At 69.5% G+C, this 14,367-nt stretch carries 2 protein-coding genes; both read left to right on the top strand.

All coding sequences use genetic code 11. The features are described from left to right. Positions 1-8,227: non-ribosomal peptide synthetase (locus A8G15_RS25350; protein WP_068165763.1), on the top strand; the 8,227-nt coding region annotated here is incomplete at its 5' end. Then, a partial coding sequence (locus tag A8G15_RS25355) for an amino acid adenylation domain-containing protein (protein ID WP_342671594.1) occupies positions 8,228-14,367 on the top strand: 6,140 nt, incomplete at its 3' end.

Genomic DNA, 14,367 nt, shown 5'->3' on the forward strand with positions numbered 1-14,367 from the left:
GCTGATTGCGACGCAGGTCGCAGCACGGCTGGGTGCCGCCCTCGACACCACGGTGCCGGTGCGCCTGCTGTTCGAGGCGTCTTCGGTGGCGGCACTGGCGACCCGGGTCGAGCGGTCCGCTGGCGTGGGAGCCCGGAAGGCGCTCGCGGTCGCCGAACGGCCCGAGCGTATCCCGTTGTCCGCGGCGCAGTCCCGGATGTGGTTCCTCAACCGGTTCGACACCGCGTCCGGTGTGAACAACATTCCGGTCGCCATCCGTCTCACCGGAGCCCTGGACGTGGAGGCGTTGTCCCGGGCCGTGAACGATGTCGTCGGCCGGCACGAGACGCTGCGCACCGTCTACCCCGAGATCGACGGGGTGGGCTACCAGCGGATCCTCCACCCGGACACCGCGCGAATCGATCTCGCGGTCGAGGAGGTCGCCGAGAGCGATGTGCTGACGGTCGTCACCGAGTTCGCCGCCGGCGGGTTCGACGTGACGCAGGCACCCCCGGTGCGGGCGCGGTTGCTGAAGGTCTCCGATACCGAGAACGTCCTCGTGTTCGTCGTGCATCACATTGCCGCGGACGGCTTCTCGATGACGCCGCTGACTCGTGACGTGATGATCGCCTATGCGGCGCGCGCGCACGCCGAGGTGCCGACGTGGACACCGCTCGCCGTCCAGTACGCCGACTACACGCTGTGGCAGCGCGAGGTCCTCGGGGACGAAGCGGATCCGCGGTCGGTCGCGGCCGCGCAACTGGACTACTGGTCGTCGACGCTGGCGGGGCTGCCGGAGGAACTGAATCTCCCGTCCGACCGGCCGCGCCCGGCGGTGTCGTCGTACCGCGGCAACACCCATGTCTCGCGGATCTCGCCGGACACCGGCCGGCTCGTCGACTCCGTGGCACAGGCACATCGGGCGACGCCGTTCATGGTCGTGCACAGCGCCCTCTCGGTGTTGCTGTCCCGGCTGTCCGGCTCCGACGACATCGCGATCGGTACGCCGGTTGCCGGCCGCGGCGAGGAAGCCCTCGACGACGTCGTCGGCATGTTCGTCAACACCCTGGTGTTGCGCACCGGCATCGGGGCCGGCGAGTCGTTCGCCGATCTGCTCACCCGGATCAAGGACATCGACCTCGGGGCCTTCGGCCACGCCGACGTGCCGTTCGAACGGCTCGTCGAGGTGCTCGACCCCGAGCGGGCGCAGAACCGGCACCCGCTGGTCCAGGTCGTGCTCGCGTTCCAGAACATGGCGCCCGCGGTCCTCGAACTCGACGGCCTCACCGCACGCGGGGTCGAGTTCGACGCGCACGTCGCGAAGTTCGATCTTCAGGTCACCTTCACCGCGGCCCCGGAAGGCGGCTACACCGTCGAGTGGACCTATGCGACCGATCTGTTCGACGGCGCGACCGTCGCGGTGTACGCCGAGCGTTTCGAGCGTCTCCTGACCGGCCTGCTCACCGCTCCGGCGTCCGCGGTCGGTGATGTCGAGCTGCTCTCCGCCGATGAACGCACCGAGGTCCTCGGCGCCTGGTCGACGCCCGGCACACAGGTCGATCCGGCGTCGACGCTGCCGGCGCTGTTCGCTGCCGCTGCCGAGGCGTGGCCGGACAACACGGCCGTGGTCGCCGGGGGGACGTCGCTGACCTACGCGCAGCTGTCGGCCCGGGCCAACGGCCTGGCCCGCCGGTTGATCGAGTCGGGCGTGGGACCCGGAACGCTGGTGGCCGTGGCTCTGCCGCGCGACGAGTCGCTGATCGTGGCGCTGCTCGCGGTCCTCACCTCGGGTGCCGCCTATCTGCCCGTCGACGTGACCTACCCGCAGGACCGGATCTCGTACATGCTCGCGGACGGCGCGCCCGCCGTCGTGCTGACCACGACCGCGGACCGGCAGTCGATTCCGGATGTGCCCGGCGTCGAGGTCCTGCTGCTCGACACCCTCGACCCGGCCGGGCTCGACACCCGGCCCGTGACCGATTCGGACCGGGTGGTGCCGCTCCGGTCGGCGCATCCGGCGTACGTGATCTACACGTCGGGCTCGACGGGCCGGCCCAAGGGCGTGGCGGTCGTGCACCGCAACGTCGTCGAACTGCTCGCGAACGCGCAGCCGCTGTTCGGTTTCGACGAGACCGACGTGTGGACGATGTTCCACTCGTACGCGTTCGACTTCTCGGTGTGGGAGCTGTGGGGTCCGCTGCTGTACGGCGGTACGCTGGTCGTCGTCGACTACTTCACCTCGCGGTCGCCGGAACAGTTCCGGGAACTCGTGGTGCGCACCGGCGTGACGATGCTCAGCCAGACTCCGTCGGCGTTCTACCAGTTCGCGGAGGCCGACCGTGCCGCCATGGAGGCCACGGGTGCCGACGGACTGTCGCTGCGGCACGTGGTCTTCGGTGGCGAGGCGCTGGACCTCGGCAAGCTGACCGGCTGGTTCGAGCGGCACCGCGACGACGCGCCGCGACTGGTCAACATGTACGGCATCACGGAAACCACGGTGCACGTGTCGTTCCTGCCGCTGACCGCGGAGATGGCCCGGTCGTCGGTGGCGAGCGTGATCGGCCGGGCGCTCCCCGGCCTGCGGGTGTACGTGCTCGACGAGCGCCTGCGCCCGGTCCCGGTCGGCGTGCAGGGACAGATGTACGTGGCCGGCGAACAGCTGTCGCGGGGCTACCTGGGTCAGCCGGCGCTGACCGCGGGCCGGTTCGTGGCCGACCCCTACGCGCCCGCGGACGACCGTGGCCTGATGTACCGCACCGGTGACCTCGCCCGGTGGAACGCCGACGGTGTGCTCGAGTACGCGGGCCGCTCGGACTTCCAGGTGCAGCTGCGCGGATTCCGGATCGAACTCGGCGAGATCGAGTCCGCGCTGACCCGATGCGCCGGGGTCGCTCAGGCGGTGGCGGTCGTCCGCCGCGCCGACCGCACCGGCGACCGGCTGATCGGCTACGTGGTGCCGAGGGCGGGCGTGACCGTCGACCCGGTCGAGGTTCGTGACGCGGTCGGTGAGTTCCTGACCGCCTACATGGTCCCGGACGTGGTGGTCGTCCTCGATGCGCTGCCGCTCACCGCGAACGGGAAGCTCGATCGGAAGGCACTGCCGGAGCCGGTGTTCGAGGTGCGCGAGTTCCGCGCGCCGCAGACACCGGTGGAGGAGATCGTCGCCGGCGTGTTCGCCGAGATCCTCGGTGTCGAACGGGTCGGCCTCGACGACGACTTCTTCGAACTCGGTGGCAACTCGCTCGTGGCGACCCAGGTCGTCTCGCGGCTCGGTGCGGCCCTCGACGCGCGGATCCCGGTCCGGGAACTGTTCGAGGCCTCGTCCGTCGAGGCATTGGCGTCCCGGCTCGAATCGCACGCCGGGTCCGGCCGGCTCGAGTTGAGCGCGCAGCCCCGCCCGGCGCGGGTCCCCCTGTCGCTCGCACAGCAGCGCATGTGGTTCCTCAACCGGTTCGACAACGAGTCGACCGCGTACAACATCCCGATGGCGCTGAGCCTGACCGGTCGCCTGGACGTCGCCGCGCTGCGCGCCGCGGTCGGTGACGTGGTGGCACGGCACGAGGTGCTGCGCACCGTGTACCCGGAGACCTCGGGTGCGCCGGTGCAGGTCGTTCTGCCTGCCGCACAGGCGGTTCCGGATCTCGAACCCGTGGTGGCAACCGAGTCGGAGCTGCCGGGCCTGCTGGCCGGGCTGGCGGCCACCGCATTCGACGTGACCGCGGCGGTGCCGCTGCAGCTGCGCCTGTACAGCATCTCCGCGGAACGGCACGTCCTCGCGCTGGTGCTGCACCACATCGCGGCGGACGGCTCCTCGATGGGACCGTTCGCGCGGGATCTGATGACCGCCTATGCGGCACGGCTCGACGGTCGCGCGGCGGGCTGGGATCCGCTGGCGGTGCAGTACGCCGACTACGCGATCTGGCAGCGCCGACTGCTCGGCGCGGAGGACGATGCGGAATCGCTGATCTCCGAGCAGATCCGTTACTGGCGCGCCGCCCTCGCGGACGTTCCGGACCAGCTCGAGCTCCCGACCGATCGGCCGCGCCCGGCGACCCAGTCGTTCCAGGGCGGACGGGTCAGGTTCGACATCGACGCGGAACTGCATCAGCGGCTCGGCGCGGTCGCACGCGGCGCCAACACGACGCTGTTCATGGTGACCCACGCCGCGTTCGCGGTGCTGCTCGCGAGACTGTCCGGCACCGGCGACATCGCTGTCGGTACTCCCATCGCGGGCCGCGGTGAGCGTGCGCTCGACGATCTGGTCGGCATGTTCGTCAACACCCTCGTGCTGCGCACCGGGGTGACTCCGGACGTGCCGTTCGGGGAGCTGCTCGAATCGGTCCGCGAGACGGACCTGAACGCATTCGCACACGCGGATGTGCCGTTCGAGCGGCTCGTCGAGGTGCTGAATCCGCAGCGCTCGACGGCCAGGCACCCGTTGTTCCAGGTCGGATTCTCGTTCCAGAACCTCGCCCGCACGTCGCTCGAGCTGCCGGGCCTGACCGTGTCCGGTCTCGAACTCGACAACGGGGTAGCGCAGTTCGACCTGCAGCTGTTCCTCACCGACCGGTACGACGTCGGGGGTGCTCCCGCCGGCATCGACGCGGTGTTCAGCTACGCGACCGACCTGTTCGACGAGACCACCGTCACGTCGTTCGCCCGGCGGTTCGTGCGGGTTCTCGAGTCGATCGTGGACGATCCGGCAGTGCCGGTCGGCGACATCGAGATCCTTGCCCCGGACGAGCGCACCCGGATGCTGGCCGAGTGGAACGACACGGCCCACGCGGTTCCCGGCGCGACGCTCGTGTCGCTCTTCGACGCCCAGGTCGCCGCGACACCGGATGCCCCGGCCGTCGAGGACGACACCACGACGCTGACCTACCGCGAGTTCGGTGCCAGGGTCGCGCGCCTCGCCCGCCGGCTGGTCGGGCTCGGGGTCGGACCGGAATCACTCGTGGCGTTGGGCATGCGGCGCTCGATCGATCTGGTGGTGGGAATGTACGCGGTGTCCGCGGCCGGCGGCGCCTACGTGCCGATCGACCCCGACCAGCCCGCGGAGCGCACCGACTACATCCTCCGGACCGCGGACCCGGTGTGTGTGCTCACGACCACGCGCGACGGCTTCGCATCGAACGGTGACCGTCCGGTGATCCTCGTCGACGAGTTCGCCCGTACGGGCGGCGCGGACGCTGCGCTCACCGATGCCGAACGCGTCGCGCCGCTGCGCCCGGACAACACCGCGTACGTGATCTTCACGTCCGGATCCACCGGACGACCCAAGGGGGTCGCGGTGTCGCACGGTGCAGTCGTCAACCAGATGCTGTGGAAAAAGGCGGAATTCGATCTCGGATCCCGGGATGCGGTGCTGCTCAAGACGGCCGCCACATTCGACCTGTCGGTGTGGGAGTTCTGGTCGGCGTCGGTCGCCGGTGCACGTCTGGTCGTCGCCGAGGCGGGCGGTCATCGCGATCCCGCCTACCTCAACGAGCTGATGCGGACCCGCGGCGTGACCACGCTGCACGCGGTGCCGTCGATGATCGAAGCGCTGATGGCGGAATCCGGTGGCGCACTTCCGTCGTCGTTGCGGCAGATCCTCGCGATCGGTGAGGCACTGCCCGCGCACGTCGCGCAGTCGGTGCGCTCGGCGAACCGGGGCCTGCGGCTGTTCAATCTGTACGGCCCCACCGAAGCGGCGGTGTCGGTCACCAGTCACGAGGTGACCGAGAACGACACGGCGACCGTGTCGATCGGTGGACCGGAGTGGAACACCCGCCTCTACGTGCTCGACGAGCGTCTGCGGCCGGTGCCGTCCGGTGTTCTCGGGGAGCTGTACCTCGCCGGTTCCCAGCTCGCACGCGGCTACTTCGGACGTCCGGATCTGACATCGGAACGGTTCGTCGCGGACCCGTTCGGCCCGGCCGGGAGCCGGCTGTACCGAACCGGCGACCTGGTGGCCTGGACCGACGAGGGAACGCTCCGGTACGTGGGCCGTACCGACTTCCAGGTGAAGATCCGCGGATTCCGGATCGAGCTGGGCGAGATCGAATCGATGCTCACGGCGCATCCGTCCGTGGCGCAGGCGGTCGTGCTGGTCCACCACGACGATCGGCTGGGCGATCAGCTGGTCGCCTACCTGGTTCCGGCCGCAGGCACGGATCTCGTCGTCGACGACATCAAATCCGAGGCCGTCCGTGGGCTGCCCGGATACATGGTTCCGGCGGTGTTCCTCGTGCTCGACGCGCTGCCGCTGAACATCAACGGCAAGCTCGACCGCAAGGCGCTCCCGGAACCGGTGTTCGAGGCCCGGGAATTCCGTGCCCCGGCCACCCCGATCGAGCAGATCGTGGCCGGCATCTTCGCGGAGGTGCTCGGTGTCGAACGGGTCGGCGCCGACGACGATTTCTTCATGCTCGGTGGCAACTCGTTGCTCGCGACGCAGGTGACCTCGCGGATCGGCGCGGCCCTCGACACGATCGTCCCGGTCCGGGCGCTGTTCGAGGCGTCGACGGTCTCGGCGCTGGCGGTTCGTGCGGAAGCCGGTGTGGGTTCGGGTGCACGGCCGGCGCTGGTCGCACGGCCGCTACCGGAACGCGTTCCGCTCTCGCTCGCCCAGCAGCGCATGTGGGTGCTCAACAGGATGAATCCCGCGTCGGCCGCCTACAACATTCCCGTCGTGCTGCGGCTGTCGGGTCTGCTCGACGTGCCGGCGCTCGGGGCTGCCGTCCGGGACGTGTTCGACCGTCACGAGGTGCTGCGTACCCGGTACCCGGACACCGACGACGGTCCGGTGCAGGAGGTCCTGCCGGTCGCCGACGCGGCACCGCTCCTCTCGGCGGTGGAGGTGTCGGAGGCGATGCTGCCGAACAGCATCGCCGAGATGATCGGCACCGGATTCGACGTGACGACCGGTGCACCGGTCCGCGGCCGATTGTTCTCGGTCAGCCCCACCGATCACGTCCTGGTGATGGTGATCCACCACATCAGTGCGGACGGTTTCTCGATGGGACCGCTCACCCGGGACGTGATGACGGCCTATGCCTCGCGGCTCGACGGCGACATCCCGACGTGGTCGCCGTTGCCGGTCCAGTACGCGGACTACGCGCTGTGGCAGCGGGAGATTCTCGGCGACGAGAACGATCCCGAGTCCATGCTCGCGCGGCAGCTCGACTACTGGTCGAGCCGTCTCGCCGGTGCGCCCGAACTGCTCGAGCTTCCGGCGGACCGGCCGCGCCCGGCCCGTGCGTCCATGCGCGGTGCCGAGTACGAGTTCGCCCTCGACGCGAACCAGGCAGAGTTGCTGGACAAGGTTGCGCGCGAGCACAACTCGACGGTCTTCATGGTGATGCACGCCGCCTTCGCGGTGTTGTTGTCCAAGCTGACCGGTACCGGTGACATCGTCATCGGAACCCCGACCGCCGGTCGTGGTGAGGCGGCGCTCGACGACATGATCGGCATGTTCGTCAACACGCTCGCCCTGCGCACCGAGGTCGAGTCGAGCGCCGGGTTCGTCGAGCTGCTCGCACAGGTTCGCGACCGCGACCTCGGGGCGTTCGGCAACGCCGACGTGCCCTTCGAGCGTGTCGTCGACGCACTCGGCCGACGCCGCACCGCGGCGTACTCGCCCGTCGTGCAGGTGCTCTTCGCGTTCCAGAACATGGCCCCGCGTTCACTGCAGCTGCCGGGTCTGGAGGTGTCCCTCGTCGAGGGCAACTTCGACCAGGCCAAGTTCGATCTGCAGCTCAGCGGCGGCGAGGTGTTCGACGAGCACGGACGCAGCGGAGGCATCCGGTTGCTGTTCACGTATGCCACCGACCTCTTCGACGAGGCGTCCGTCGCCCGGTTCGCGCAGCGGTACCTGCGGGTCGTCGACGCGGTCACCGACAACCCCGGTGTCGTGGTCCGCGACATCGACATCCTCGACGAGGAGGAACGCGCGAGCCTGCGGCCGCAGCGGAAGGCGACCGCCGCGGACCTACCGGAGCTGGTGTCGGCCGCGGCGGCCGTCCGGCCCGACGAGGTTGCCCTGACACACGGCGACACCGCCGTCAGCTTCGGTGCGCTGAACGACAAGCTGGTGTCGGTCGCCAAGGCGATGGGCGCGACACTCAAGCCGGAGGCCCAGGTCTCGGTGGCCCTGTCCGGGTTGGTTCCGGGAATCCTCCCGGCGCTCGGCGTCGACGGATATGCCGCACTGATCGAGTCACTCATCACCCAGGCGCAACGCTTGGCGACACAGAGGAATAGGTAGATGTCGGTTCGGAAGCCCGGTCAGGAATCTCTCACGATCGAGGACCTCCCGCGGCTGATTTCAGAGGTGGCGGCGGTAGCGCCGGAGCGGGTTGCGTTGTCGCACGGAGACATCGCCGTCACCTACGGAACACTCCACGACGAACTGACGGTCCTCGACACCGCGATGGGCGGAGCGCTCGGCCCCGACGCTCTCGTGCCGGTGGTCCTGTCGAACCTCGTTCCGGCGCTGCTCGAGTCCGACGCGGACGGCGGTCTCGCCGGGGTGGTCGAGACGATCGTCTGCGACAGCGGTGATGTCGTCGGCGTACCGGTCGCCACCGACCGCCCGGCCGAGACCCTTCCGGCGCTGTTCGAGCAGCAGGCCGCGCGCACACCGGACTCGATCGCTCTCGAATTCGAGGGCGAAACCCTCACGTACGCGCAGTTCGATGCTGCCGCCAACCGGATGGCCCGGTACCTCGTCTCGATCGGTGTGGGCCCGGAGGCGACCGTCGGACTTGCGATCCGGCGTTCACTGGATCTGCTGATCGCGATGTACGGAATCGTCAAGGCCGGCGGCGCGTACGTGCCGCTCGACCCGGATCATCCGGCCGACCGCATCGCACACGTTCTCGCCGCCGCACGACCGGTCGCGGTTCTGACGACCTCGCGAGACGGAATCGCGGTGCCCGCGCACGTTCCGCTCCACGAGGTCGACCGGCTCGACCTGACCGGATTCGACACCGCGCCGCTCACCGACGCCGACCGCACCGGACCGTTGCGCCCCGACAACACCGCCTACATCATCTTCACGTCCGGTTCCACAGGCCTGCCCAAGGGCGTGGCCGTCTCCCACCGGGCCATCGTCGCCAATCTGCGCTGGCGTCAACGCGAGTACGGATTCACCGAAACCGACGTCATCCTGCAGAAGACGCCGTTCACCTTCGACGTCTCGGTCTGGGAGTTCTTCTGGCCGTTGCAGGCCGGGGCACGCCTGGTCGTCGCGCTGCCCGACGGTCACCGCGACCCCGAGTACCTCGCCCGCACGATCGCCGATCGTGGGGTGACCGCGCTGCACTTCGTGCCGTCGATGCTCTCGGTCTTCGTCGCAGAACCCCTGGCCGCCCGAACCGGCTCGCTGCGTTACGTGTTCGCGTCGGGCGAGGCTTTGCCCGCGCAGACCGTCGCCCGGTTCCACGAGATCAGCTCGGCCTCGCTGCACAACCTCTACGGTCCGACCGAGGCGGCGGTCGACGTCACCTACTACGCGACCGTGCGGGGAGACACGACGATCCCCATCGGTGCGGCCGTCGACGACACCGGACTGCACGTGCTCGACGACGCGCTCCGGCCGGTACCGGCGGGCGTGCCCGGCGAGCTGTACCTGTCCGGGGTGCAGCTCGCGCGCGGATATGTCGCCCGGCCCGATCTGACGTCGGATCGTTTCGTCGCGGACCCCACCGGCCGCGACGGCGAACGCATGTACCGCACGGGCGACCTCGTGCGGCGACGTCCCGACGGGCAACTCGACTACATCGGGCGTGTCGACTTCCAGGTCAAACTGCGCGGCCTGCGTGTCGAACTCGGCGAGATCGAAGCGGCGATCCTCGGCCGCGACGATGTGGCGCAGACCGTTGTGGTCGTCCACTCCGATCCGGTCACCGGCGATCACCTCGTCGCCTACGTGGTTGCGACGGGCGCCGCCCCGCTCGACACCGCCGAACTGGCTGCCACGGCCCGCGAGCGGCTCCCGGACTACATGGTTCCCAACCTGTTCGTGCAGCTCGACGAGTTCCCGCTCAACGCCAGCGGAAAGCTCGACCGCAAGGCCCTGCCCGCTCCCGACTTCGCGTCCGCCCGCGAATACCGCGAGCCGTCTACGCCCGCCGAGCAGACGGTGGCGCAGATCTTCGCGGATCTGCTCGGTACCGACCGGGTCGGCGCCGACGACGACTTCTTCGAACTCGGCGGCAACTCGCTCATCGCGACACGAGCGGTCGCACGGATCAACTCGCGGTTCTCGGTGCACGTCGAAGTCGGGGAATTCTTCGACGCGCCCACCGTGGCCGATCTCGCGCGGCTCGTCGACGAGGCCGCCGACCGGGGCACCGGGCAGCGGATTCCGCTGCGTCCGATGCCGCGCCCGGACCGGGTGCCGCTGTCGCTGGCGCAGCAGCGCATGTGGTTCCTCAATCAGCTCGAGCCCGACTCCGCGGTCAACAACATTCCGTTCGCCCTGCGGTTGTCCGGGCTCCTCGACCGGCACGCACTGCAGATCGCGGTCGCCGACGTGCTCGCGCGGCACGAGGTGCTGCGGACGGTGTATCCCGAGATCGACGGCGTCGGTTACCAGCAGGTCGTCCCGACCCGTCAGGTGATCCCGGATCTGAGTCCGGTGTCGGTGCCGGAGAACGAAGTGGCCGAACGCATCGCGGAGAAGATGGCCGCACCGTTCGACGTCACGCATGGTGTCCCGTTCTGGGCGGGGCTGTTCGAGATCAGTGCCACCGAGCACGTGCTGGCGTTCTCCGTCCACCACATCGCCGGCGACGGATTCTCGATGGGTCCTCTGACCCGGGACGTCATGACGGCCTATGCCGCCCGCTCCGCGGGCGAGTCCCCGGATTGGCAGCCGCTGACGGTGCAGTACGCCGACTACAGCATCTGGCAGCGGGAGATGCTCGGTTCGGAGGGCGACCCGCAGTCGGTCGCGGCACGCCAGATCGATTTCTGGAAACGGGAACTCGCGGATCTGCCCGACGAGATCCCGCTGCCTTCCGACCGGCCGCGTCCGGCGGTGGCGACCAGCCGCGGTGACCTGCTGCGCTTCTCCGTGGACGCGCCGCTCCGGAACCGGCTGAACTCTGTCGCCCGGGACAACAACGCGACCCTGTTCATGGTCGTCCACAGTGCGCTCGCCGCACTGCTGTCGCGGTTGTCGGGTCTGCGCGACATCGCGATCGGTTCTCCCGTCGCCGGCCGCGGCGACGTTGCGCTCGACGACCTGATCGGCATGTTCGTCAACCCGCTCGTCCTGCGCTCCACGGTCGATCCTGCCGATCGGTTCACCGACTTGCTGGCCCGGGTCCGGGCCGCGGACCTGCGTGCCTTCGCCAACGCGGAGGTTCCGTTCGAGCGGCTCGTGGAGGTTCTCAATCCGGTTCGCTCGCAGTCCCGTCACCCGCTGTTCCAGGTGGCACTCGCGTTCCAGAACATGGACAACGCCCGGCTCGAGCTGCCGGGGCTGACCGTCAGCGGTGTCGAGTTCGACTACGACCTGGCCAAGTTCGATCTGCAGGTCACCGTCGCGGATCATCCCGACGGTGGTGCCGAGCACGGTCTGCTCGTCGAGATGTCCTACGCGACGGACCTGTTCGACACCTCGACCGTCGAGTCGATCGCGGCACGGTTCGTGCGGGTGCTCGAAGCGGTCGCAGCGGACCCGGCCGCCGTCGTCGGCGACATCGAACTGCTCGACACCACCGAGCGCGACGTCCTCGTCGCGGGTACGGACGCGACCCGGCACGACATCGACGGGTCGACCACGCTGCCGATGCTGTTCGAGGCACGCGCAGCCGAGCACCCCGGGACAGTTGCGGTGGTGTCCGGCGGCGACGCCCTGACCTACGGTGAGTTCGCGTCGCGGGTCAACCGGCTCGCGCGCACGCTGATCGCGCAGGGTGTCGGGCCGGAGGTGCGGGTCGCGCTGGCCATGCGCCGGTCCGCGGACCTGCTGGTGGCGATGTACGCGGTGCTCGCCGCGGGCGGCGCATACGTGCCCGTCGACCCCGATCAGCCTGCCGACCGGATCGACTACATCCTCGACACCGCTGCGCCGCTGTGCGTGCTGGTGGCCGATGCCGCCGACGGACTGCGGTTCGGCGACCGGACCGTGCTGGCCGTCGGCGATGTCGATCCCACGGTCTCCGACGCTCCGGTCACCGACGCCGACCGGCGTGCGGTCCTGCGGCCGGACAACACGGCATACGTGCTGTTCACGTCCGGTTCGACGGGCCGGCCGAAGGGCGTGTCCGTGGCGCACCGCTCCGTGGTGAATCAGGTGCTGTGGCTGTCGGATCGCTTCGGAATCGAGTCGTCGGATGTGGTCCTGCTCAAGACCCCGGTGACCTTCGACGTGTCGGTCTGGGAGCTGTTCTGCACGCTGGCGGCCGGTGCACGCATGGTCGTCGCGGAACCGGACGGGCACCGCGACCCCGTCTACCTGGCACAGTTGATCGACGAACAGTCGGTCACGATGGTGTCGTTCGTGCCGTCGATGCTGGGCCCCTTCGTCTCGGTTCTCGGTTCCGGCGGGGGTGCGTCCTTGCGTGCCGTGCTCGTCGCCGGTGAAGCGTTCGCGCCGTCGACCGCCGCTCAGGTCCGGGCGGCGCTGCCGTGGGTCGCGTTGCACAACCTGTACGGGCCGACCGAATTCACGGTGCACGCCACCGAGGCCGCAGTCCAGCCGGATGCAGCCGTCACCATCGGTCGTCCGGTGTGGAATTCCGGTGCACTGGTGCTGGATTCGCGGCTTCGTCCGGTTCCGTTCGGTGTTGCGGGTGAGCTCTATCTGTCGGGTGTCCAGCTCGCGCGCGGCTATCACGGGCGGGTGGACCTGACGAGCGACCGGTTCGTCGCCGCTCCGTACGGAGCGGCGGGCGAACGTATGTACCGCACCGGTGACCTGGTGCGGCGCAACAGCTCCGGCGACCTGGTCTACCTCGGCCGCACCGACTTCCAGGTGAAGTTCCGCGGCCAGCGCATCGAACTCGGTGAGATCGAGGCGGTTCTGTCCGCAGATCCGTCCGTGCTGTCCGCGGTGGTGCTCGTTCACGAGTCGTCGACCGGCCAGCACCTGGTCGCGTACGTCGTGCCGGTACCGGGCTCGGTGTTCGACGACGGCGCTGCCCGCGCCGCCGCCGCGGAGGCGTTGCCGTCGTACATGGTTCCGTCGGTGGTGACCGTGCTCGACGAGTTCCCGCTCAATGCGTCCGGCAAGCTCGACCGCAATGCCCTGCCCGAACCGGTGTTCGAGACCCGCGAGTTCCGTGCCCCCACCACGCCGGTGGAGGAGATCGTCGCCGCCGTGTTCGGTGAGGTGCTCGGTGTCGAGCGCGTCGGTCTCGACGACGATTTCTTCGCGCTCGGCGGCAACTCCCTGATCGCGACCCAGGTGGTCTCGCGTCTCGGTGCTGCGCTCGATGCCCGAATCCAGGTTCGCGTCCTCTTCGAGGCGTCGACGGTCGTGGACCTGGCGGCCCGGCTCGAATCGCACGCCGGCGCCGGTGGGCGGGCCGCGCTCACGGCGCTGGAGCGCCCGGAGCGGATCCCGTTGTCGCTGGCGCAGTCCCGCATGTGGTTCCTGAACCGGTTCGATCCGGACTCGACCGCCTACAACCTGCCGATGGCACTGCGCATCTCGGGTGCGCTCGATGTGGCGGCGTTGCGTGCGGCGGTGGCGGACGTGGTGGCGCGGCACGAGTCGCTGCGCACGGTGTATCCGGAAACCACGGACGGGCCCGTGCAGATCGTGCTGCCGGTCGGCCGGTCCGTCCCGGAAATCGACGTCGAACAGGTCTCCGCCGAAGAGGCCGTCGCGGCGGTCACCACGTTCATGGTGCGTCCGTTCGATGTGACGAGCGACGTGCCGCTGCGCCTCCGGCTCTTCGATCTCGGCGGTGACGAGTTCGTCTTGGCGATGGCGGTGCACCACATCTCGGCGGACGGCGCCTCGATGGCGCCGTTCGTGCGGGACGTGATGGTCGCGTACTCGGCCCGGATCGACGGCGGGGTGCCGTCGTGGGAACCGTTGGCGGTGCAGTACGCGGACTACGCGCTGTGGCAGCGTTCGGTGCTCGGATCCGAGGACGACCCGTCCTCGCTCATCTCGCAGCAGCTGACGTATTGGCGTGGCGCCCTGGCGGGTCTGCCGGATCAGTTGGAGTTGCCGGCCGATCGTCCGCGTCCGGCGGTGCAGTCGACCGCGGGTGCGCGGGTGGATGTGGTGGTGCCTGCGGAGCTGCATCAGGATCTGGTGCGGTTGGCGCGGGCGCACAATGCGACGTTTTCATGGTGGTGCACGCGGCGTTGTCGGTGTTGTCTGCCGGCTTGTGCGGGGGCGGGGGAGGTGGCGGGGGCGGCGGCGCGATCGACGGGGTG

This window comes from Rhodococcus phenolicus (genome assembly GCF_001646785.1).
GTDB classification, from domain to species: Bacteria; Actinomycetota; Actinomycetes; order Mycobacteriales; family Mycobacteriaceae; genus Rhodococcus; species Rhodococcus phenolicus.